The organism is Streptomyces sp. NPDC058671 (assembly GCF_042716475.1).
Classification (GTDB): domain Bacteria; phylum Actinomycetota; class Actinomycetes; order Streptomycetales; family Streptomycetaceae; genus Streptomyces.
Window position 1 is genome coordinate 86,595 of record NZ_JBHXSA010000026.1, and the last position, 22,178, is coordinate 108,772.

General features: G+C 69.2%; 28 protein-coding genes. 27 read left to right on the forward strand and 1 reads right to left on the reverse strand.

Annotated elements, in window-relative coordinates:
* Positions 1-50: 50 nt before the first annotated feature.
* From ACFWV2_RS27630 to ACFWV2_RS27650, 5 genes are all read left to right on the forward strand, one after another.
* Positions 51-1,505 carry a DNA cytosine methyltransferase gene (locus ACFWV2_RS27630; protein WP_384408878.1) on the forward strand — a complete coding sequence of 485 codons (1,455 nt, stop codon included), beginning with the start codon at positions 51-53 and terminating at the stop codon, positions 1,503-1,505.
* 217 nt (positions 1,506-1,722) lie between these two features.
* Positions 1,723-2,178 carry a hypothetical protein gene (locus tag ACFWV2_RS27635; protein WP_384408880.1) on the forward strand — a complete coding sequence of 152 codons (456 nt, stop codon included), beginning with the start codon at positions 1,723-1,725 and terminating at the stop codon, positions 2,176-2,178.
* 5 nt (positions 2,179-2,183) lie between these two features.
* The gene (locus ACFWV2_RS27640) at positions 2,184-2,558 is read left to right on the forward strand and encodes a hypothetical protein (protein WP_384408882.1); all 375 of its coding nucleotides are present in this window, start codon (positions 2,184-2,186) and stop codon (positions 2,556-2,558) included.
* Positions 2,559-2,742: 184 nt separating this feature from the next.
* On the forward strand, positions 2,743-3,249 hold the full coding sequence (locus ACFWV2_RS27645) for a hypothetical protein (RefSeq protein ID WP_384408884.1): 507 nt from the start codon (positions 2,743-2,745) through the stop codon (positions 3,247-3,249).
* An 80-nt stretch (positions 3,250-3,329) separates the two neighbouring features.
* The gene (locus tag ACFWV2_RS27650; RefSeq protein ID WP_384408886.1) at positions 3,330-4,007 is read left to right on the forward strand and encodes a hypothetical protein; all 678 of its coding nucleotides are present in this window, start codon (positions 3,330-3,332) and stop codon (positions 4,005-4,007) included.
* Here ACFWV2_RS27650 and ACFWV2_RS27655 read toward each other — a convergent pair whose 3' ends face one another.
* A complete protein-coding gene (locus ACFWV2_RS27655) occupies positions 4,008-4,658 on the reverse strand; it encodes a DUF3223 domain-containing protein (RefSeq protein WP_384408888.1) in 651 nt (216 codons plus the stop codon).
* Between the two features lie 18 nt (positions 4,659-4,676).
* Here ACFWV2_RS27655 and ACFWV2_RS27660 point away from each other — a divergent pair, with 18 nt between their 5' ends.
* From ACFWV2_RS27660 to ACFWV2_RS27765, 22 genes are all read left to right on the forward strand, one after another.
* Positions 4,677-4,940 (forward strand): hypothetical protein, encoded by a 264-nt coding sequence (locus ACFWV2_RS27660; RefSeq protein ID WP_384408890.1) that lies wholly within the window; start codon positions 4,677-4,679, stop codon positions 4,938-4,940.
* A gap of 201 nt (positions 4,941-5,141) precedes the next feature.
* Positions 5,142-5,795, forward strand: a complete 654-nt coding sequence (locus tag ACFWV2_RS27665; RefSeq protein WP_384408892.1) for a hypothetical protein — start codon at positions 5,142-5,144, stop codon at positions 5,793-5,795.
* Positions 5,796-5,883: 88 nt separating this feature from the next.
* The gene (locus tag ACFWV2_RS27670; protein ID WP_384408894.1) at positions 5,884-6,540 is read left to right on the forward strand and encodes a hypothetical protein; all 657 of its coding nucleotides are present in this window, start codon (positions 5,884-5,886) and stop codon (positions 6,538-6,540) included.
* Between the two features lie 54 nt (positions 6,541-6,594).
* Positions 6,595-6,804 (forward strand): hypothetical protein, encoded by a 210-nt coding sequence (locus ACFWV2_RS27675; RefSeq protein ID WP_384408896.1) that lies wholly within the window; start codon positions 6,595-6,597, stop codon positions 6,802-6,804.
* A 411-nt stretch (positions 6,805-7,215) separates the two neighbouring features.
* Positions 7,216-7,590, forward strand: a complete 375-nt coding sequence (locus ACFWV2_RS27680; protein ID WP_384408898.1) for a DUF3846 domain-containing protein — start codon at positions 7,216-7,218, stop codon at positions 7,588-7,590.
* Between the two features lie 65 nt (positions 7,591-7,655).
* On the forward strand, positions 7,656-7,922 hold the full coding sequence (locus ACFWV2_RS27685; RefSeq protein WP_384408900.1) for a hypothetical protein: 267 nt from the start codon (positions 7,656-7,658) through the stop codon (positions 7,920-7,922).
* A complete protein-coding gene (locus ACFWV2_RS27690; RefSeq protein ID WP_384408901.1) occupies positions 7,919-8,458 on the forward strand; it encodes a hypothetical protein in 540 nt (179 codons plus the stop codon). Before ACFWV2_RS27685 ends, ACFWV2_RS27690 begins: the two co-directional genes overlap by 4 nt.
* 316 nt (positions 8,459-8,774) lie before the next feature.
* The gene (locus tag ACFWV2_RS27695; protein ID WP_384408903.1) at positions 8,775-9,029 is read left to right on the forward strand and encodes a hypothetical protein; all 255 of its coding nucleotides are present in this window, start codon (positions 8,775-8,777) and stop codon (positions 9,027-9,029) included.
* Positions 9,030-9,129: 100 nt separating this feature from the next.
* Positions 9,130-9,627, forward strand: coding sequence for a DUF6573 family protein (locus ACFWV2_RS27700; RefSeq protein ID WP_384408905.1), 498 nt, complete (start codon positions 9,130-9,132; stop codon positions 9,625-9,627).
* Positions 9,628-9,814: 187 nt separating this feature from the next.
* Positions 9,815-10,246 carry a hypothetical protein gene (locus ACFWV2_RS27705; protein WP_384408906.1) on the forward strand — a complete coding sequence of 144 codons (432 nt, stop codon included), beginning with the start codon at positions 9,815-9,817 and terminating at the stop codon, positions 10,244-10,246.
* A gap of 275 nt (positions 10,247-10,521) precedes the next feature.
* Positions 10,522-11,667: an ABC-three component system protein gene (locus ACFWV2_RS27710; RefSeq protein WP_384408908.1), complete on the forward strand. Its 1,146-nt coding sequence runs from the start codon at positions 10,522-10,524 to the stop codon at positions 11,665-11,667.
* Complete coding sequence (locus ACFWV2_RS27715) at positions 11,667-12,143, forward strand: three component ABC system middle component (RefSeq protein WP_384408910.1); 477 nt, start codon at positions 11,667-11,669, stop codon at positions 12,141-12,143. The genes ACFWV2_RS27710 and ACFWV2_RS27715 overlap by 1 nt, the downstream gene beginning before the upstream one ends.
* Entirely contained in the window at positions 12,140-14,086 is a 1,947-nt protein-coding gene (locus ACFWV2_RS27720; RefSeq protein ID WP_384408912.1) for a DUF3732 domain-containing protein, read from the forward strand. The genes ACFWV2_RS27715 and ACFWV2_RS27720 overlap by 4 nt, the downstream gene beginning before the upstream one ends.
* Positions 14,087-14,463: 377 nt before the next feature.
* On the forward strand, positions 14,464-15,018 hold the full coding sequence (tpg, locus tag ACFWV2_RS27725; RefSeq protein ID WP_384408914.1) for a telomere-protecting terminal protein Tpg: 555 nt from the start codon (positions 14,464-14,466) through the stop codon (positions 15,016-15,018).
* 831 nt (positions 15,019-15,849) lie between these two features.
* Positions 15,850-16,119: a hypothetical protein gene (locus ACFWV2_RS27730; protein WP_384408916.1), complete on the forward strand. Its 270-nt coding sequence runs from the start codon at positions 15,850-15,852 to the stop codon at positions 16,117-16,119.
* A 1-nt stretch (position 16,120) separates the two neighbouring features.
* A complete protein-coding gene (locus ACFWV2_RS27735) occupies positions 16,121-16,861 on the forward strand; it encodes a hypothetical protein (RefSeq protein WP_384408918.1) in 741 nt (246 codons plus the stop codon).
* A 171-nt stretch (positions 16,862-17,032) separates the two neighbouring features.
* On the forward strand, positions 17,033-17,308 hold the full coding sequence (locus tag ACFWV2_RS27740) for a hypothetical protein (protein ID WP_384408921.1): 276 nt from the start codon (positions 17,033-17,035) through the stop codon (positions 17,306-17,308).
* A complete protein-coding gene (locus ACFWV2_RS27745; RefSeq protein WP_384408923.1) occupies positions 17,305-17,736 on the forward strand; it encodes a hypothetical protein in 432 nt (143 codons plus the stop codon). The genes ACFWV2_RS27740 and ACFWV2_RS27745 overlap by 4 nt, the downstream gene beginning before the upstream one ends.
* Before the next feature lie 610 nt (positions 17,737-18,346).
* Positions 18,347-19,312, forward strand: a complete 966-nt coding sequence (locus ACFWV2_RS27750) for a hypothetical protein (RefSeq protein ID WP_384408925.1) — start codon at positions 18,347-18,349, stop codon at positions 19,310-19,312.
* Between the two features lie 163 nt (positions 19,313-19,475).
* Positions 19,476-20,252 (forward strand): hypothetical protein, encoded by a 777-nt coding sequence (locus ACFWV2_RS27755; protein ID WP_384408927.1) that lies wholly within the window; start codon positions 19,476-19,478, stop codon positions 20,250-20,252.
* Between the two features lie 549 nt (positions 20,253-20,801).
* Positions 20,802-21,203 carry a DUF3846 domain-containing protein gene (locus ACFWV2_RS27760; RefSeq protein ID WP_384408929.1) on the forward strand — a complete coding sequence of 134 codons (402 nt, stop codon included), beginning with the start codon at positions 20,802-20,804 and terminating at the stop codon, positions 21,201-21,203.
* Between the two features lie 107 nt (positions 21,204-21,310).
* Positions 21,311-21,751, forward strand: a complete 441-nt coding sequence (locus ACFWV2_RS27765) for a hypothetical protein (RefSeq protein WP_384408931.1) — start codon at positions 21,311-21,313, stop codon at positions 21,749-21,751.
* Positions 21,752-22,178: the final 427 nt, after the last annotated feature.

A 22,178-nucleotide genomic window follows, 5' to 3' on the forward strand; every position in this document is an offset into this window, starting at 1 on the left:
CGAAGGCACAGCACGCGGCCGCCGCACCGGCCGACCGAGGGGAGCAGCTCATGACGGACGCTCAGACCGCCGAACGCAGCGCCGAACCCATCCGAGTCACCGGCTTCGGCACCGACGCCGAGGGCCTGGTGCACCTCCTGCCCGACCACGGCGACACCACCGCCCGCTGCGGCTTCACGGACTGGCACAGCTACGTCACCTGCGTCGACTGGTTCGAGGAGCGCACCTGCCCGGTGTGCCTGGCCGAGCTCGCGCTCGACCTCGGCGCCGAGATCCCCGCGGACGTCCTCGCCGAGCTGGACGAGATGGCCGCGCCCTGGCCCGGCCGCTGGCTCCTGCGCCCCCGCGAGGGGGACCGCGAGCGCGTCGTCGGCGTCTTCGCCGGCCCCGGCGGCTGGGACGAAGGCCTCGCCGCCCTCGGTGCCCGGTACGACGCCGTCGGCCTCGACCTCTCCGGCGACGCCTGCGCCACCGCCGAGCGCGCCGGGCACCGCCGCGTCGTCATCGACATCACCCTGCTCGACCCCGAGCACCCCGCGCTTCGCTGGATAGTCGGCGTCATCCTCTCCCCGCCCTGCCCGGCCTGGTCGACCGCGGGCAAGCGGGCCGGACTCACCGCTCGGTCCCTCCAGGTCCTCACTGCCATGCTGTGCGCCGCTGGGGAGGCCTCCGGGCACGGCGGATGGGCCGAGCGCTCCGGGGCGACCTGGGCCGAGGTGCGCGCCATGGCGGCCGCCATGCCGGACCCGGAAGCCGGACTCGTCGGCGAGGTGCTGATCTGGGCGCTGGGCCTCCAGCTCCACGGCGAGGCCCTGCGGTGGGTCGCCATGGAGCAGTCCGCAAACCTGCCCGAAGACGTGCGGGAAGCCGTCTCGTTCGAGCTGGCCCTGGCCGGCTGGGCCCAGCAGCAGTGGGTCGAGCTGGACGCCGCCGACTACGGGGTGGCCACGCACCGGCGCCGCGTGTTCTTCATGGCGGTGCGCTACGGCCGCATCCCCGGATCCGTACGGCCCAACATGCCCTTCGCCGAACAGACCCTGGCCGCCGCCCTCGGGTGGGCCGCGGGGGAGCGCGTCAACACCCGCGGCGTCCGGGGAGTCGACGCGAACGGACGGCCCAAGGGCGGGAACACCTTCTCCGCGGACAAGGCCGGCTGGTGCCTCACGGGCAAGGCCCGGACCTGGTACCGGGAGTCGGGCGGCTACCGGCTGACCGAGGCCGAGGCCGGACAGCTGGTCGGGTTCCTGTCGACCTACCCCTGGCGCGCCTCGGAGCCGACGGCCCGCAAGGACTCGCGCACGAGCGCGTTCCAGCGCATCGGGGACGTGGTGTGCCCGCCTGTCGGCGCGGTCGTCCTGGGCGCCCTGACCGGGCGCCCCTGGCACCGGCCAGTCGTGGACTACCTCGGCCGGGTCTACGGCGGCGCCGAGCTTCCGGCGCCGGTCGACGCGCCACAGCAGCGCGGCCAGCGCGCCCCGGCGGACCTGCTGGCGCTGGCCGCGTAGTCCAGCCCGGGCCGAGCGGCGCCGCCAGCGGCCGGATCGCTACCGCCGAGGGCGGCCCCGGATGCGGTGGCCGCCCCCCGCTGGGGCGCTGCTGAGCTGCTGGTATCCGGGGTCGGGCGTGCGCCCCTACCCGCGATAGTGAGGTGTGTGTGGTATAGTTGTTTCATGGCCGGTGGTGGCAGCCGACCACCCAACCGAACACACACCCAGGAGAGTCATGACCCGACAGCCCTCCCCGAAGACCGGCTCCGTCCGCACCCGCGTCACGATCGACGGCACCCCCGACTACCCGGCCGTCCTCGACCCGGCCAACCGCTGCAACGGCTTCGTCAGCCCGTTCTTCACCCTCGACACCGCCCGCCAGCTCGCCGCCGAAACCCTCGACATCGCCACCAAGTACGGCTACGACTGCGCCGACACCATCCACGTCATCGACGGCGGAACCGACAGCAACGGCGCGCCCCGCGCGGTCGTCCTCCACATCCGCTGGATGTACCTCGAAGACGAGGGCTCGGCCCAGGTCACCTCCATCATCAACCCCCGCGAGGAGGACGGCCTCTACGGCATCGGCGGCTGGGAGTGGACGTGGTCCATCAGCTGGTACTACCACGAGACCGACCCCTGCCCGAACTGTGGCGGCGAGCGCCCCAACGGCTACGAGCTGGCGGCCTGACATCGATGGCCATCAACACCGCACCCCAGCCCTCCACCTGCCTGGTTCTCGACCCGGACGGCCGTGGCACCGTCCTCCAGGTCACCTCCGTGCACAACCTCGACGGCGAGACCCTCGCCGAGCGCCTCTACGAGGCCTACGCCATGACCACCGAGAACGGCGAGAAACTCCCCGCTGAGATCACCGCCGAGACCCTCCTCGGTCACCTCGGCGAGCAGACCGCCGCCTGCGCTGAAGGCTGGCACCACTGGGCCAACGAGCCGACGCAAGAGGCCTGGGACACCGTGCGGCCCTGGGCCGAACGGCAGGTCCGCCGCCTGTTCCCGGACCTGACCTGGCGCGTCGAGCCGGACCGCCAGTTCCTGCCCTCGAGCAGCTGAAAGCTCCCACCGGCGGGGCGGCGGCCCACAGAGCGGCCGCTGCCCCGCCCCGCCGCCCTGCCGCTGCCGGCCCCGGGGAGCCACCGCGCGCCCTACTTCAAGAGTGCTCAGATGCCGCCGCCTCAAGTCGGTGGGCACCGCTACTATCCGGGATGCCTCACGGGACGACGAACGGAGTCAGGGGATGGGCGACCTCAACGAAGCAGCGGTCAAACGGAAGTTGGGTATCCCGAGCTGGCGGAACCTGTCCAAGGACAAGGTGCTCAGGTTCGCGGCAGCGATGCCTGAGATGGCCACTGAGGTGCGGCTCAAGCTCATCGAGCAGTTCCCCGCCTTCAAGGACCTGGGCAAGGCCGACATCGATGCGGTCACAGAGGCTCACAAGTCCACCCTCGCAGCCAATGAGAACAGTCAGAAGCACTTCTACCAGGCTTCGCAGGACCAGCGGGACGCCCTGCGGGCCGACCTCGCTCGGGACGACCTCAGCTGGGAGCAGCGGGAAGCCCTCCACGACCGCCTCGAGCAAAACGTGCGGCAGGTGAACGAGAAGGACAGCGAGAGCAAGCAGTTCCTGGGGGCGGGGATGAAGGTGGTGGCAGCCGCCGGCGTAGCCGCCCTCGGGCTGGGCGTGGTATTTGTCGGCGGCAAAATCGGTGGAGCGAGCGAGGGCGATTCCGAGGAACCCCAATAGGACTGTCATGCAACGGGGCGGCCTGCGAGACGGACTGAAATCGCTTCCACCCCGTCGCCTGGGCCTTCAAGATGGGCCTCATGACCCATCGCGCCGTATTCTCCCGGTCGTGCCCGAGCCTTTGGACAGAGGACTACGCGGTCCTCGGCGGGCGGCCTGCTATCTCGCCCTCTGGGGCTGCTCTGCCGGAGCTGGAGACTGATGCGGAGCTTGCGTTCGCGTTCCGTACGGCTGCCGACCTTCTGGCCGAACGCTGGTACGACAACACTCTGGACGATTCGTTGGTGCTGGTCGTGTTGTACAACTACCGGCACGCTCTCGAACTGGGGCTCAAAGTAGTGTTGCGCGCCTTGGTCGACAGCATAAGGTTCGAGGTTCCGCCGGGCGATGAGGCGCCCGAGATCGTGGAGACAGTCGGCAAGAAGCTCGCTCAGACTCATCAGCTGAGCGTCTTGACCGGCTACCTCGTCCATCTCGCGCCGATGTTCCGAATGCGCCTGCAGGGCGACGTCAAATCGCTCTGCGACGAGGTCCATGCCTTGGATCCGAGCGGCCAGGCGCTGCGGTACAGCATGGTCAAGGGTCAGGGCGGGGCGACGGTACCGGCCCGCCCTGACCCTCTCTACGTCGACGTTCCCGAGTTCGCCCGCCGGGCGGGTGAGGCGTGCACCGCGCTGGACCTGCTCGTCGATCAGATCACCGACGTGCAGGACTGCCAGGTCAACCTGGGCCCGGACTACTTGAGGCAGCGGAGCTAGTCACCTACGTGGGCGGCGCAGGTTCTCCTGTGAGGACAGCAGCCCGAGGACCGCGTGCTCCTGGTGGTACTTGCGCCACCGCTCAGCGAGCGCGCGGTCGGTGCACTGCCCCCGACCTGGGTCGCTCGACGTGGTCAGTTCGATCGCCTCCCATCCGCCGGCTTCCTCAGCGAACGCTGCGGCGAGCTCCGCGAACGACGGGCCTCGGAAGTAGCTGACGTGGGTGTCGGTGATGTCCAGCTCCCTCCCGGATCCGTCCGAGACCAGGGTGTTCGCCGCCACCCGGGAAGTGAAGTAGGCGCTCACGTCGCCCTTCACTTCGACGCGCATCGCGGCACAGACCTGCTGGCGATAGCTCGGAGGCTTCAGACAGGCCAGGTAGGAGAAGTCGATCCGGGTGCCGTCGGTGCGGATCAGTTCGAATCCCGGGTGCGGCCCTTGCAGCGGTGGTGCGATCGCGAAGGCCTCCACGCCCACGCCGATCTTGATGTCGGCCTCTGCGTGCAGGTCGAGCAGGTCCAGCAGAAGCAGGTGATCCGCCTCTTGGTCCACGATGCTGCCCACGCTGTATCCGTACAGCACCTCGCGGACGGCTGCCTGCGCGGCCTTCTTCGACGGGTACTCCCGCGGTCCGATCCAGAACTTGGGCAACGTGTCCCTCCTCTTCCTGTGTGCGGCAGTGCTGCCCACCCGGGCTCAGGTCTATTCGGCTTCTACGAGCTGTCCCGCGCCCCCGGACCGCGCCCGGTTGGCGCCCTCGGCGGCCGCGCCTACGTCCAGGCCGTCGCGCAGATGCGCCCGGACATCCTGCAGCCGCTCGCCGGCTGCCGCGGTATCGGCGAACAGCGCGCCCGCCTCGCCCGGCTGGCCCGAGACGAGCAGCCGCTGGACGTCCTCCACCAGCTGACCACCGCGGCCGCACCAACGGCCTGAACGCCGGCAATCCACTGGCTTCGCCCCGTACGGGGCGAAGCCAGTTCTGCGTGATGGGCACGGATGGTGATGAGCCCCTGAGCAGCGGAAACAGGGTCCAGGACTCTCCCGAAAGTGATGAGTATTTGGTATAGTTGTCTTGTGGTCGACGGTGGCAGTCGACCACCACCGGAAACACACGCGAATACCCTGGAGACCCGTATGCCCCTGGACTTCACCAACCCGCACGAATTCAGATGCTTCGGCACGCTCCACCCCGACCAGCTCGTGAACTGGTCCTTCGGAGACGCCCACATCGAGTGGGAGCTCACCGGCCTCTTCTCCGGCCCCGGCACCTACACCACCGTCCCGCTCGACGCCGAGACGGACATGCACTACCTCCCCGGAGCCCCGGGCGCCACCAACACCGTGGCGCAGCACCTCGCCGCCCGCTACGGCTTCGACGACCTCGACATCCCGGGCCCCGTCCACTTCACCGGCCCGAGCGGCGAGACCGACCGCGCCCTGGGCGTCGCACCGGACGCCTTCGACGTCATGTACGGCAGGGTCCAGGACATCTGCGCCGCCCTCGGCGTCCGCACCTGGTGCAAGCTCCACCCCGGCGACACCGTGAGCGTCCGCTACACCGACCTGGAACGCGGCGACGTCTACTGGTCCATGAACCGCCCGCACCGCGTCCAGTGCTTCAAGGACCTCCCCGCCGACAGCAAGACGCTGGAGTTCATCCCGGACGCCCGCTACCTGGTCTGCGACGACGAGGAGACGTTCATCGCCTACGGCCGGTACGAGTGCCGCGCGGACCGCGCCCCGGCCGGGTACTGGCAGCGCACCGGCAATCAGCTCCTCAGCGCCTGACCCACCCCTCCCCCCGGCCAGGCGCCGGGGGGAGGAGCCCAGCTTCGGCCGGCCGAACCGCCGGCCCCCAACACCCTCAGGAGGACCGATGCACACCACCCTTCAGGACTGCCAGGACGCACTCGAAAACGCCCGGGCCCAGGCGCAGGGCCTGACCCACACCCTCGCCGCCACCCTGGCCCACATGTACCCGCACGCCGCCTACCTGGTGCTGCGCCGCGACCCCCGCTCCGGCGAACTCCAGCTCGACAGCCTCCGGACCGCCGGCGGCGCGCAGGGCGTCTGCGGCGACCTGGACACGCTCCCCGAGCTCACCGACCCCGAACTGCGCACGGCCTGGGGCGGGACCGATCCGCGCGATCCCCAGGCCCTGCTCCAGGTCCTCAGCGACCTCGACCGTCTCGGCGCCCCGTTCGGCCGGCTCCCCGACTCGGCGCAGGTGTATGCCGACCCGTACGAGGACACGGCGGCCCTGCTGTGCCTCGTGGTCAACGCCGACGCGCCCGAGCCGGAGGGCCACGACCGGGAAGTGACCGCGCACCTCGCCCTGACCGTGAGCGAGGAGGTCACCTACGAGCTCACCGTCGAGGTCCAGCTTCCCGCGTACATCGTCAACAACCCGAACGCCCTGCGCGACTACCTCGCCGACAACGAGGACCTCTGGCTCGACGACCTCGACCCCCTGAGCGGCGTCACCATCAACGAGCGCAGCCTGGACGACGTCGAACTCACCCTCGCCGCCTAGACCCCCAAGAGCCGACACGCGGGCGCCGAGGGCGCCCAGGAAGGGCAAGAACGCATGCCGGAGTACAGCGTCACCTGGACCATCGAGATCGGCGCCGACACGCCCGTACACGCCGCCTACGAAGCACTCGCCGTCCAACGCGACCCCACGTCCTGGGCCACGGTCTTCACCGTCCACACGGACGACGGTGACGTGGTCGTCGACCTCAACCCCCGTCAGCCGGGGCCGCCGTCCCTGAGCGGCCCCTGGACCCTGACGGCATAGCCAGCACACCCTCGCGCCCCGGCCCACCAGCCGCGCCGGGGCGCCGTCATGTCCGGCCCCGGGCCACGCCGGCCGTCGGCAGCTGGACGGCGCCGCGCGGTCCGTACGGCGCCTGCGGCCACGGCGGACGGTCTGTGCGCCGTCGGCTCGGCAGCGTGCCTCCACCGCGCGCCTCGGCACCGCGGGCGGGCGTCATCTTCGCGGCCGGCCATCGCGACGCCGGCGCCGGCGTCCTGGAAGGCCGGCGGTGCGTCGGGGCTTGCCGCCGGCGGGCCTTCGGTATGCCGCTGAACAGGGGAAACGCACCTCCAAGACGTTCACAAAGTGATGAGCCGCGGGTATAGTTGTCTTGCGGGTCGGTGGTGGCAGCCGACCCGCACCGAAAACCAACTCCCAGGAAAGGGGACCCCCATGCCCACCCTCCTCCAGGACAGCTACGCCCTTCGGGTCGAGCCCACCGGCGGATTCCGCCTGCTCGACTGGGGCTCCGAGATGCGCCCGCAGGACGCGCTGGACGCTGACCAGGTCCGATGCGTCGACCTGACCACCCGGCTGATCATGTGGACCGACGAGTGGGCCTTCCCGCTCGGCCACCCCGACAACGGACCGGCCAGCGTGCTCCTGCACACCTACCGGGCCATGCCGTACACGGTCAGCGGACTCGCCGTGTTCACCGGCACCACCACGTCCGGCGGCAGCGTGCTCGGCCTCACCGAGGACCAGGCGCTCGTACTCGTCGACCGCTTCTTCAACCGTCACCGCGACATCCCCCGGCCGCGCCGCTAAACGCAGGTCACCCCGGGCCCCGGAACCCAATTCCGGGGCCCCCGAATTCAACGAAAGGAAACACCATGAAATTCACCATCATCGGAGACTGGTACGAAGTCTGGGATCTCGCCTCAAAATTCGCAGTCGTCGCCGACGGAGCGGATTTCGAGGAAGCCAAGGCAAACGCGGCCGCCGCGGTGCTGGAGGCCTTCCCGCACCGTGCCGAGGAAGACGGGGAGACCCCCGAGACCCTCTGGGGCGGAGACCACGGCGCCTACGTCGTCGCGGCCTTCCTCGGAGACCTCGGCGCCCAGGCGGTCGACGCCGCGCACTTCGAGCTGATCGCGTGACCGCCGCCACCCAGACGTACACGGTCATCGGACTGACCCTCGACGTCGACAGCACCGAGCTGCTCATCGCGGCCGTCCTCGCGGGCCCCGTCGCGGACCAGGTCGAGCTGCTCGCCACCAGCGAGGAGGACTTCACCCGGTGGGCCGAGGAGTTCGACGCCCCCGACCCGGACACCGCCGCAGACCTCGCCTACACCCACCGCCGCACCTTCGGCAGTGCGCCGAACGCCGGAGAGTACCTGCACCAGGTGCTGGAGGACGAGGGCATCGAGGCCACCGCGGGCGGCCACCCCGGCTCCGGGTGTTACTGGGTCGCCATCGGTACCCCCTATGGCGGAGAGATCCTCATCAGCGGCCAGGGCCGACACAAGGCCGAGGTGTACTACCCCCTGACCGAACACGCCGGTTGGCTCGTCTGCCGCTACGACGAGTGCGGCCTGGAGTTCACGATCCTGCACGACTCCCACGACCCCGACCTGGCCGCCGACACCGCCGCCGCCGTCGAGGCCGTACGCGCCAGCCTCGCTACCGGCTAGACGCGCCCCGCCCTGCGCCCCCACCGTGCCGCTGACGCACGGTGGGGGCGCAGCTGTGCTCCGGCCGCCAGGGCGCCGAGCCAGAGCGACGTCCGGGCAACAACGCACCCTCTACCGGCTCCCCTCTTCCCGCCGGCCGCGGAGGGGAACGCCGGCGGTTCACTCGCGGTCGGTGAAGTGCGGTCGAACCGCATTCACCCAGGTAGACGAGCCAATGAGGGCGCCGAAAGTGACTCGCGTGTGTTATAGTTGTCTTGTTGGTCGGCGGTGGCAGTCGATCACAAACCGAATCCACGCACAGCCGTGAGGAGACATCATGTCCGACACCCTGCTCCGCACCCTCGACCTCATCGAGCCCGGCGACCTGGTCATCTACCACGGGAGCATTCCGTCGCACCACGGCCTCCACCTGGCCCGGCCGTGCGACTGCTTCGACTGCGGACGCGCGGACTACCTCGGGAGCACCGACACCCGCTACCGGCTGAGCGACCCCTTCGCCGAGGACCCGGACGCCCTCACGCTGCGCTGCGTGCGCCGCCAGTCCATCACCCGGTCCACCGCCAACGCCTGACCCTCCCTCGGGGCGCAGCCACCCGGCTGCGCCCCGCCCCGGGCGGCGGGGAGTGGCACCCCGCCGCCGCCGAAAGCACCCCCTCACGAAAGGGCAGACCATGACCGACAAGACCCTCATCAACGGCGCAGCGAACCGGGACAGTCTGGGCCCCGACGCGATGCGCTGGACCCCCGAGCCGGAGCAGCCGGCCGTTTCCGTGGCCGACGTCTTCGGGGAGGTCATCCACGGCTACAGCCGGGCCCGCGCCATCGCCGACGGGGTCCTGGTCGCCGTCGGCGACGACATCGCCCGCGAAGCCGGGTTCAGGTTCCCCGTCGCGCTCACCGCGGCCGCGTGGGCCGACTGCGTCGCCTGGACGGACGAGGACAACCGGCAGACCTACCAAGACGAGGAAGGCCGCCTCTGGGACGTGCTCCGGATGACCCGCTACGCCATCCGGCGCTCCGACGGCGGGCCCTCCTGCACCGTCGAGCTCTACCGCGTCCCGCGCGACGGAGAGAGCGACGAGGCCGAGCGGACGTGGCTGCTCGCCACGTGCGGGCCTGGCGACGACATGGAGCCCGTGATCACCATCTCCCTGCCTGACGAGGACTGACTGCCAGTAGCAAGCGCCCCACCCTCCAAGGGTGGGGCGCTGTGCGTTCGTGGCCCTCCCTGCGTGCGAAAACACCCCGGAAAAGATCCATGCAGCCCCCCAAAAATGGTGAATATAAGGTATAGTTGTCTCGATGGTCGGCAGTGGCAGCCGACCAGGCACCGGAAGCAGACCGAGAGGAATCGGCATGGCAATCACGTCGCACGACCGGACCCCGTACGAGGTTCAGCGCGCCGCTGCGCTGTTGATGGGCTTCTTCGACGCGGTGGGGGATGGCTGTCACGTCCTCGTCGTCGCGGCATCGGCGAACGGCGACAGCCTCTCGATCACCGTGCCGTTCCACAAGGACGGCGAAGCGGCCGATGTGGACCCCGATGACGCCCTTGAGGCGATGGTGATCCTCACCCTCGCCGCGATCGTGGGCGGTGGCGTGGTGCTGCGTACGTGCTTCGCCGACCAGACTTCCGAGGTGAGGGGTTGGAGGCTGGTGGAGTTCTATGCGAAGCCGCTCAGCGCTTCGGAGATCTTCAGCGCCTACTGCACGGACGCGGAGACGGGTGAGCTGATCGCGCCGGAGTGGGGCCTTGAGTACGTGGATGCGTCCCGCCTGAGGGTCTGATCTGAGGCCTTGGGTGCGGGCAGAGCGGCCCGCACCCAGGTGTGCAGGCCCGGGCCTGCCCGGTCCGCTTGAGGACTCACACCAACGAGCACCCGGTCCGTTTGCCCGGAACAGCGCGATTCGAGTCTGCCGCTCACCTGTATGCGGATCGTCGTACTCGTGGAATGATCGCTGAACGGTCTGGCTTGGGGGGTGTGATGGCAGACGGGGGAGAACAGTACGAGGCGTCAGCGTCAGCTCTTGGGTATCTGTTCCAGTTCGCCAAGGCTCTGCACATGTGTATCGAGCAGTGGATGAGCGCTGGTGCGGACTGGAGCGTTGCGGTCGAGGCGGCCGACGACATTGAGCAGCACGTGGGCTCCGTGACGGACCTTGTGCAGCTCAAGCAGCGCGCTGAAGGTGTGCGTCTGACGAACCTTTCGAAGGATCTGTGGAAGACCCTGCGGATCTGGGCGGAAGCCGCCGGGGCGGGTCGAATCGACCTCGACAGCACGAATCTGTACCTGCTCACCACGGCCGAGCTTCCTAAGGACAGTGTGGGCTTCCTGCTCCAGCATCGTGACAGCGGTCACCGCAACGAGGAGCAGGCGCTGAAGCTGCTCTGCGCCGCGGCGAAGGCCTCGAAGAGCGAGAGCAAGGCGATGACGGAGTCGTTCGCCGCATTCATGGGACTGGCCGACCGCGAGGTGCCACTCCAGCGCGCGCTGCTCGCGCGGATCGAGGTCATCGGGGGCGCCGACGACATCGACGTCGTCCGCTCGTCCATGCTCGGCCTCGCCGCGGTGGCCGCAGGCCGCGAGGCAGCCAAGTCCTTTCTCCACAGGCTGGAGGGCTGGTTCTACGACCGCGTGATCGAGCAGATGCGTACGCCGGGTGGCAGCCCGGTCACCGGCGTCGAGTTCGACGAAGTTTTCAGCGGGCTCCAACGACAGTTCAGCTACGACAACCTGCCGATCGACCCGGACATCACCGGCATGACCGGCGCTGTCGACGAGGAGACCGACAAGATCTTCGTCCGGCAGCTCGGGTTGATCGGTGTGGGCTCGGAGCGTATCGGCTACGCGGTGAGGGACTACGTCCGAGCCTTCGCGCAGCGTTCCCGCTGGTTGAACGAGAACCTGCTGCGGCCCGGCGAGATCGGCGAGTACGAGCGCCGACTGGTGGAGGAGTGGCAGTCGCGCTTCGCGGAGATGGCGGAAGAACTGGGACCCGAGGCCACCGAGGTGGAGAAGAAGAAGGAAGCCAGGAGGATCTACCGGTGGGTCGACCAGGAAGCCCGCTCCCAGATCCGCACCGGATGCGATGAGGTGTTCGTGCCCAAGGGCTCGTACCACATGCTGGCCGACGAATGCCGGGTCGGTTGGCACCCGGATTTCGCGGCCCGGCTGATGCAGCTTCTTGAGCCGGCCGAGGTCCGCTGATGGACCTGAGTCGTGAGGAGCGAGCCCTGTACAACCCCGCCTTCACCGCGTTGCTGTGCACCCGCGCAGTTCAGGGTCACGAGAAGCAGTACGACGCCGCGTGCCCCTTGCCCGTGGCCGTCGTGGCCGCAGTGATGGCCCTTCAACCTTCCATCAGGGGCGTCCTCCCCGGGACGACGAAGACCGGCCTGATGAGGTGGCTCGACACGAACGAGGCTGTGCGCATCGCCATGGGCCGCAACGCCGCCCCGCTCGCGGCGGTGGTCCGTCCCGGGCTGCTCTTCGCCCTCCAGACCGGATCCCTGCGGGCTACAGGAGAAGGGCTCAGCTTGGCTGCTGGCGCGACGACCAAGGCCATCAAGGGCGCCACTCAGCAGACCATCAACATCCAAAATGCCGCCCTGCTCCTCGGGCGCTGGCTGCCCAGCACGGGCAGCCTCAGCACCGTCCTGACGCTTCTCGGAGTCAAACCGTGACGTTCCAGATCAAAGCGATCACCATCTACGGCAAGCGGCCCGGACAGATGCGCACCGTTCCCTTCAAGACAGGCGCCCTCAACATCGTCACGGGCGACTCTCGGCGCGGAAAAAGCGCACTGCTGACGATCATCGACTACTGCCTCGCCAGCACCGACTACCCCGTCAAAGCAGGCAAGGTCCGCGACTACGTCAGCACCTACGCCGTCACCCTCACCAAACCCGGCCAGCAACTCTTCGTTGCCCGCCGGGCCCCTGAAGCCAAAGCGGCAGTCAGCACCGTGCTGTGCGTCATTACCCAGGCGCCTGACACCCCGCCCCCGCAGCTGGAAGAGCTGCACTTCACCACCCCGCAGGACACGGCCAAGGACCTCCTCAGTAACTTCTGTGGCATCGACAGCACCGTCCGGGTACCTGCCGTCGGCAAGAACACACTCATAGCGCCCTCCATCCGCCACGCTCTCTTCTTCTGCTTCCAGGCCCAGAACGAGGTTGCCAACCCTGACGTCCTGTTCCACTCGCAGGGCGAAGACTGGAAGCCGAACACCATCCGGGGTGTCATCCCATACTTCCTGGGCGCGGTCGACCGCGAGCAGGCCCTGCTCCACAACAGGCTCCGCAACCTGCGCCGGGACCTCGCCGACAACGAAGCCATGCTCGCTGCGTCCACTGACGTCACCCCGGCGAGCGGCCAGGCCCAGGCCCTGCTGGCCGAAGCCGTCGAGGTCGGCCTCGTGCCTCCACGAACCGGTGAGCAACCGGCAGACGAAGTCCTCCGGCACCTACGCAACGCCATGGTCCACGGTGCCCCGCAGGCCGGCTCCCCCGGCGACGACCCCATCGCCGCTCTCCACACTCAGCGAACTGAACTACGCCGGCTCTTCTCGCAGACCCGGGCGAAGATCGCCGACTTGAAGACGGAACTGGCAGAGAACGACGAGTTCAACGATCAGGCCCTCGAGCAGCGAGCCCGCCTGGCGTCCCTAGGCCTCTTGAGCCGGGACCCCGACACCGCAGACCGAGCACGCTGCCCGGTCTGCGACAGCAGCGTCCCCGCGGCCAACGAGACCGTCGCCGGCCTCGTGCGGGACCTCGCCCACCTGGACGGCGATCTGCAAGCGATCGGAAGCGACACCCCCGCCATCCGGCGCCTCATCGCGGCAGGCGAAGACCGTCTGCAGACATTGCGCTCTGAGCTCGCCCGCAACCAGGAGGAGATCAACGAACTCACCACAGCACTGCGCACGCTCCACCGAGAGCCCGACGACTTGAGACGAGCCGCCATCGTCCAGGGCCGCATCAGCCTCTTCCTCGACACAGCTGCCCAGCAAGTTGCCGCACCTCGGGTTCACGATCGCCGTGAGGCGCTGCGAGAGCAGATCGCTGGCCTTGAGGAGCAGCTCAGCGGGAGTACCCAGGAGGAGCGGCTGACCAGCTTCCTGTCCCTGATCAACCAGGAGATCAAGAAGAAGGCGAAGGCACTCGACCTCGACTTCTCTGGCTCGCCCATCCGCCTGGACATCGGCCGGCTCACCGTGGTCGCTGACACCGTCGACGGCCCTGTGCAGCTAAAGAACATGGGCAGCGCTGAGAATCACCTGGGCTATCACGTCTCCACCCTGCTCAGCCTCCACGAGTGGTTCGCTGAGCACCACGGGCCTGTGCCCCGTGTCCTGATTTTGGATCAGCCCTCGCAGGTCTACTTCCCGGCTGAAGCCACCGGCGAGGTGGAGCTCCAAACCAACGACCGCATGCACCTGCTGAACCTCTTCGTAGCCCTCCACCACACCCTTCAGCAGCTTGACGGCAAGATGCAGATCATCGTCATGGAACATGCCGACCTCGCAGACCCCGGTTTCAGCCAGCACGTAGTCGAGCGCTGGCGCTACGGCAACGACTCAGCCCTGGTGCCCTCCGCATGGATGGATCACGAGGACAGTTGAGAAGGGCTCGTCAGCACAGCTGATCGACTCAGGACCTGCCGAGGCGGAGCGCCTGCGACGGTCTCGTAGCCCGCTACGACGGGCGGCCGGCCCTGTCCAGGACCGGCCGCCCGTGAGCAGCGCGTGCCGGGCGGTAGGCGCCGCAGAGTGCGCCAAAGCCGACATCGAAGTCGAGTGGGAGAGGGCCCGGGGCGCACCCATCGCCGCATAACGGCGGCGGAAGCCGCACCTGTACCCTTCTAGGCCGCTGTACGGCGGTCTAAGGCCCTACCGTCCTGTTCCAAGTCTCCCCTTGCCCGCTCGGGGTGCTGATTGAAGCTCAGGTCGCCGCACAGCGCCCCGGTTTCACCCAGACCTGACCCACCGAAGGACCGCACATGACCATCGACGCAGCCCTGCACGGCGCGCTCCAGGGTGCGTTCACCCGGCCGATCCCGAAGAGTGCCGGCGCCCAGGTCCGCTACCTCGTCAAGCAGCACCACGGCAGCACCCGCGACGTCGCAGTCCTGCTCGGCGTTTCCCAGCGCACCATCGAGCGCTATGTCCGCGACCAGATCAAAAAGCCGCGGGCCGACCTGGCCGACCGCATGGCCGCCGAAGTACGGCGCCGCTGGCAGCCGCAGATCCGGGCCAAGGCCCGCAAGGCCGCCGCCACTTCCGCGGGCCTGATGGTGGACGTCCGGGCCCGGTTCGGCTTCACTGCCGCACCCGGCACCACCGATGACGCCCGCCTGCGCCACCTCACCCTCGCGCTCCCGCCCCACCACGCCGCCCGCCTCTTCGACGCCCAGGAGCAAGGCGCCACCGACCGCGAGCTGCAACGGGCAACGGCCGACGCCCTGGGTGAGGTCTACTTCCGCGACGGCGGCCATCGCGCCCACGGCCTCGACGTCGAGCTGACCGACATCGATCAAATCCAGTTCGAGCTGTAGCCCGGCATGGCAGGCGGCAGGTCCACCGCCGTACTGGGTCGGGGTCCCGAGAGGTCTAGACCTCTCAGGCGCGGAAAGCACATACTGATATTGGTACCTGGTCTAGAGCAGGCTGGCCATGACCGGCTGCTCGACACCGTCACCTTGACGTTTAGGTCGGGTCCCCCGGCGGGCGTCTCTATCCCCCTCCACGGCTCAGGGCTGCGCCTCGCGGGACAGAGCGCGATCACGAGAGCTCTTGCCGGCGGCCTCCCGTGCCCGGCGTTTCCTTGCCGGGCCCCGGGGCCGAGGTGCTAGAAACGCGGAGAGCCCGCCGTTTCCGGCGGGCTCTCACGACGTCTGCCACCGGGCTTCCGGAGGGGGCCACCCCCCGGAACACCCGATGATGCTGAAGTCCAGGCGAGTTCAAGGCCCATGTCCAGCACGAAGTATGTAACCGGGCTTACCGCCGAGTTATGCCGCAGTTTTACGGGTTCTTCCGTCCGTGGAAGGTAGGAGCCGTAAAAATACGGGTTCCGTGAGGCGTAAAACTCAATTCCGTGTTGGCTCCGTCACACTCTGTGTGTGTCGGGGTGATCAACTCGCTCACATGCGCTAGCTCTGATCGATTTCCCCACGGATAAGGGTTGTTGGGAGCCTGCGACGCGTGTCGGTACAGTTCTCGGTTACCGGTCGTAGGAGACCGCCCCCCGGGGCAACTCTTCGGCTGGTGCTGCCAGAAGTCCGAAGAGTTCAGATGGCGGTCTCCGGTCTCGCGCCGGGCTCGGCTGTCCCCCCTCGCCAGGGATCGACAGTCGAGCAGCCGACCGCCCCTCACCCATAGGGGCTGCCTTGTCCACGCCTGCGCTGATCACCGCGGCGGTGCTGTTCCTGATCGTGTTCGGAACCACCTGCTACGCGATCTTCCACCTCAAGTCCACGCCCGTCCGCATCGCCGCCGTCCTGCTCGCCATGGGCAGCCTGATCGCCGCGATGGTCCCCATCATCCGCATCCTCGCCGAGCCCGCGCCCCAGCCCGCTCCGGCCCCGGTCGCCGCCCACGCGTACGACACCCCCACCACCACGACCGTCCTCGACGGCCGTGCCCGGAAGGGGAACTGACATGGCGACGCCCAGCGATGAGAGCCGCCCCCGCCGCAGCAGTGTCGAGGTCCGCCTGGGCCGCTACTTCGGAATGCTCGGGGTGGGCGCCGAGGCCGCCGCGGCTCTGGCCGCCGGCAGTTTCCTCCACCGCACCTCTCCCGGCCGCGTCCGTCTCACCGGCCGCCACGCGTACGTCGACATCCTCGTCAGCGGCGTCGTCCTCGACGCGGAACGGCTCTGGGCCGGCGATTACTGGGTCGGCGACCTTGATGTCTTCCGGGAGACGTCCCAGCCTCACCAGCGCGCCTGGGTCGACTTCCTCGGCCCGGCCTGGACTATCCGTATCTCGCGCGAGGTACTCCGCAGCTGGGCGGTCCGCGACCTGACGGTCCAGCGCATGCTCTACCAGGTCCTCATGGATCGCCAGGGCGTCATGAACATCGTCTACGGACTGGACCACCGCTCGACGCTCGCCCGAGTCGCGCAGCTCCTCGACTACCTCGCCCATACCCCTCCCCTTCTCGCGGAGGTCGGCCTCGCTCCGCGAGCCAGCCTCGAAGTTCAAGGGCCGACTCAGAAGCACCTGGCCGACGCCCTCGGCCTCAGCCTCGCCTCGGTCGAGAAGAGCATGAACCTGCTCCGCAAGCACGGGGTCCTCGCCTCCGCCGGCGGAGGCCGGGCCCACCGCGCCTACCGCGTCGAACAGCCCCAGATTCTCGACGCGGTCGCCCAGGGCCACTCCCTCGCAGCAGCGGCCTGACGCGCAACCCCGGTGGCCGGCCCCTGGTACCCAGGAGTCGGCCACCAGCGCAGAGGCGCCCCCGCCACACGCACACGCGAGGCGCGCTGCGCACCTGGACAGCCGGGAGCCCGACCCGTCCGTGCCCCGCGGCCCGTTCAGGGCGTTGAGCCGCCCATGAAGCCTTCAGTGATGACCGTCGGATACCTGCGTGAAGTCCTGGCCCTTCACGGGGCGGACGACGACCTCCCCGTGGTGATCCACGCCGACGTCCTGGGCGGTGAGTTCGTCTCCGTGCTGCGCCTGGAGTCGGTCCACTTCACCTCCGCCATCCCCAACGGCACCGTCCGCGAGGAAGGTGCCCTCCTGCCCGCCGGCCACGGACACGTCACCCAGGTGGTCCTCGGCGCAGGTCTCGGCGATGGCCGGTACGTCCGGAAGAACTCTCTGCTTAGCGTGACGGGATGACGGCGGTGGACGAGCAGCTCGCCTACCGTCAGGCCCGCGACCTCCAAGGCGCCGGCTGTTCTACCCCCGCTGATCTGAAGCGCTACCTGGCTCAGGTCAGCATGGACGCCCAGAGCCTGCGCATCGGTCTCGCCCAGGCCGTCATGCACGTGTACGCCGGCGTGCCGCTCCCTGATCACGGGACCGCCGAGCTGCCCTACCCGCAGGACGTGCTGGAAGGGAGGCTCTTCGATGACGTCATGCGCGGCCCCGAGCCTGAGAAGGGCTTCCCGCGGGCACTCGTCCCCGACCCGGCACTCGCGAACGCTCTCCGTCACACCATGCGCCTGCTCGCGGACACAGCAGACGCTGCCCACCTCGTGGACGCCCTGCTCGCACGCTCGAAGTCCGCACTGCCCCAGGAAGGCACCGCCATGTCTCCCTGGTGAGCGCAGGTACCGAACACCTTCAGCGCACGGCAGGCGTTAGACCGGGCAGAGCCGGTTACTCAGGCCAGCGCCGTGAAGCATCCGGCCACGTCAACGACACGCCCCTGGGTGATCTCGCCCGTGACGTACGTGCCGACCGGCAGTGGCCCAGGAGGAGCCGGAGTCGTTCGAGCCCATGGGTGCGATCTCTCGGTTGCGTGACAGCGGAGTGAGAGACAGCGGGAGGTCTGCGTGTCGCCGCGGGGCAGCGTGAGTTCTCGGGGTAGGGCGCACTGTCATGGGTGTGAGAGATCGCGGCGATTCCACTGTCACGGGGCGGTATTCGTGCAGGTGGCGCACTGACACGAGGCCGAGAGATCGCAATGACAGTGATCGAGCGACGCATCAGGCCGGGCATGAAAGCGGCCGGCGCCCTCAGTCCGCTGAGCGGGTGGCACGGGCGCCGGCCTCCAAGACACCCGCCGTCCGGAGACCGCGAAGTGTGGGCAAGACACTACAGGCACACGCTCGGGCGACACGAAGACCGGTACAGTTTTTCTGACAGGCGACGTGCCGACGGTGACCCGCCTACCGAGCCTCCGCCCCTTCCCCTGCCCTTTTGGGAGTTGACGTGATCCGAGCCGGACGTGCCGACAAGGTCCGTACCCTCACCGATCTCGCCGCGCAGCGGGGGCTCAGCGTGCGCCGCTATCAGGAGCTCAAGCCCTACAAGGCCCAGGGTTTTCCCGCCCCGATCAGCTCCGACGGCGCCAAGACCCTGCTCTTCGACGGCGACCAGGTCGATGCCTACCTCGCGGGCGACCCGGTTCCCGCCCTGCCCGGCACCGACCACGACGAAGACCTCCTCGACCGGCGCGAGTGCGCCGCCCTGGCCGGAGTCAGGCCCGAGAGCTGGCACGGCTACCGCGCGCGGCTCGTCGAGCACAGGGCCGTCGTCGGCGGAGTCGAGCACTGGCCGCGCGGTACCGTCCTGGCCCTGCGCCGGGCCCAGGCCTCCCGCCCCCCGGCCGGCGGACGGCCCAAGCGCACGGGCGACCAGGTCCCCCGCGGCCAGGTCCTCGACCTCACCGCCCAACTCCTCGACGCCGACCCCGCCACCAGCGCGGCCCGCGTCACCGAAGAACTCGGCGTGCACCGCGACACCGCCCAACGCGCGCTGACCACCGTGCGCGCCGAACGCATCGCAAACCACCTCACCACCCACCACGGCCTCACCCCCGACCAGGCCGCCACCCAACTCGGCTACCCCGCCGGACAAGTGCGCACCGCGAAGCGGCAGGCACTCACCATCCTGCGCGGCCGCGCCGCCGCCCCCTACCTCACCGCCGTCACCGACGCCCTGCGCACAGCCGGACTCACCGGCCCGGCCACCGCGCCCGCCGTCCAGCACGACGGCGACACCGTGCGCGCCGCCGTCCCCCTTGCCGCAGGCGCCCCCGCTGCCGCACTGGTCTGGGACGAAGAGACCGGCTGGCACACGGCGGACAGCCGCCGCCACCCCGCCCCCCGCACCCCGCTCCTCGACGGCCACACCCACCCCGATCCCGCAGCACTCCTCAACGCCCTCACCACCTGACCGCACAGACACCCCCGGCAGCCTCCAAGCCGCTCCAGAGCCCCCACAACCCCCCAGGGAGGAAGAGGGGCGCGCCGCGGGTCCGCAAGGCCGCACAGGCGCACGGAGAGCCCCCGGTCTCCGGTGTGCGGGCGGCCCTGGCCGCGGTGCCAGAATCTCCGCCATGTCAGAAACCTTCTGGACCGCCGTGGGCGCGATCGGCGGCAGCCTCGCCTTCGGCGGCGTCATATGGCAGGCGCGTCTCACACGCCAGTCCGTCAGGATCAGCCAGCTGATGACCGCCGACGCCATCCGCAGCCGGCTCGACTCCCAGGCCCCGGACATCATCCTGAAGCTGGACCCCCCGCCCTTCCCGCCGCAGGCGTGGAACAACTCCGGCATGCCCTGCAACACATGGCCCGCCGGGCACAGGTGGCACTTCCCCGCCGACCAGGACGGAGCCAACCGTCTGGTGCTGCAACAGGTCCTGGTACTGGAGAACCGCAGCGCCCAGCGGGTCGAAGCCCGGTTCGAAGGCGACCTGGTCCTGGACCGGGACAACAGGCCCACGGCCGCCGACGTGCTCCTCCTAGAGCCGGGGGAGACAACCCCGCAGATCTACCTCCAGCGCGACTTCACCATCAAGCAGCTCTCGGAGAACTACCAGGCGCGCCAGGACGGCCTGGAACTGCCGCACCAGGTACGGGGCAGCATCACCGTGGGGGACGACCGCGACAACGGGAGCACCGACCGGTGGGACCTGGCACTGACCGGCTCTCCCGTCCACCCCGTCCCCGACCACGACGGCCTGTGGCAGATCGCGCCCTGGCACCTCACCGAAGGCCCCGGTCTGCGCACCCTGGACTACAGCCTCCTGCCCACGCGACAGCGCATCCACTGGATCTCCCGCGCCCGTGACATCCAGCTCCCCGCCCCCGCCGGAGCACCGAACGGCCTGTAACCGAAACGGAGGCCGGCCCCGGCGCACCCTCGCGCGGAAGTCCCCGAACACCCCTCTGCGACCCTCCAAAGCCCCGCCCGCTCCCGTGGGCGCGCCGGGGCGCAGCCGGGCGCAAAGGCGCGCCTACAAGCTCTTCCTCGCGGGGTAGGCGGGTCGGGGCGCGCCACCGGCCGCCGCCTGCCACGCGGCACGGGCCCGGGAGTCCGCTGCGCTCCCTCCCTCGCTGCGCGGCCCCTGCGGGCGCTGCGCGCCTGACGCGTGCTGCGGGAGTCCGCTGCGCTCTCTCCCTTGCCGACCCCCGCTGCGCGGAGCCCGGGCCCCGACGTCGCTGCGCTCCCGCCGGGAGCGGCGACCGGTACCGCGCCCCGACCCGCGTACCCCGCGAGATCCTGCGGCGCCAGCGATTCGGAAACGTCACTCATATGTGTTGACCTGCGCGGATAGCGCAGAACTCCCCAAAAATCGCGTCTAAAACTGATACAGTTTTCTTGTTGGGCGGAGTGGCACCGACCCAACACCAAGTCACCCGACCCCACCTGAAGGAGACTCATGTCCCAGACGCGCACCGAACCCGCCTTCGCCCTGCTCATCCGCCCCGGCGGCACGTTCCGGCTCGTCGACTGGCCCAGCAACCCGGCCGACCGACAGCACCTCCTGCGCGCCACCATCGACTGCGACCGCTACGACGTCGCCGACATCACCACCGACCTTTCGCTCTGGATCGACGACGAAGGCGCGATGGTCGAAAGCCCGGAAATCAACCTCCCCGCCACCGCCATTTTCGCGCGATACGGAACCCCCCATCAGTTCTACTGCGGAAACGCCCTCTTCACCGGCGGAACGGATTCCGAAGGGGAAACCCTCGGGCTGACGAAGGACAAAGTTCTGGAACTGATCGAAGTCCTCATGGAATTCTCCAACCCGATCCCGTTCCAGCGCACCAAGAGCTAGACCAGAAAGACCCCTTGGAGGCGGCGCCCGCCGCCTCCAACCCCCGCCGTGGCGGGAGTGGCACCCACCACGGCACCAAGACACCCCACCAACAGAAAGAGACCACCGTGGCCTACCACGTCATGCCCAGCCCCTCCGACGACATCAGGGCCGCCGACACCGTCGAACGGCTCCTGGAGCGCGCCGGACTGGGCGAACACCGCGCCGTCCTCGTCGTCGCCGCCCTGTTCGGCACGGCGACCGTCCGCGTCCTCGAAGTCGACCGTCTCGAAGGCGACATCATCAGGGCCAGCTTCGAGGACACGATCGACTTCACCGACCTTCTCGCAGCCGCCATGACCGGCGCCCATTCGGCCGGACTGGTACTGCGGACAATCCGGGAGGGCGAGACCGACAAGGTCTATGCATGGCGCTTCAACAGCGGAGTCCCCATCTCCCTGGGAAAGACCGAAGCCAAAACCGCGTACACCACCCACCCGGTAACGGGTGAACCCGTCCCCGCAGAAAAGGACGTGGAATACATGGAAGCGTTCTCTCTCCTCCGGTAACACCAGAAAGAAAGGGGCGTCTCGGAGCCAGAATTCCGGGCCGCCCCGGCCACACCTCCACCCCGAACGAGGTGGAGGTGTGGCCCCATTCTGCCAAAGCTACATGCTGCATCACCTGATGCAGAGTCACCGCCCCGGCCACCCCTTCCCCTTGCCGCTCGGGCCGCAGGCCCGTTGGCCGACCCGCGCAGCGGGGCGCGCCTTTGGGGCGCGCTGCGCCCCGGGTGGCTGGAGCGCAGCGGAGGCCACCTCCCGGGGCCACAGGCCCCGCAGCTCCGGGAGCGCAGCGGACGGAGCGCCACCCGCCGTGCGCAGCACGGCGGGTGAGCTGCTCGCGCAGCGAGCAGCAGGCGCTCACGCGGAGCGGGAGCGCAACACCCGCGCGCAGCGCGGGTGTTCGCTTGCACATCGCGCAGCGATGTGGTAC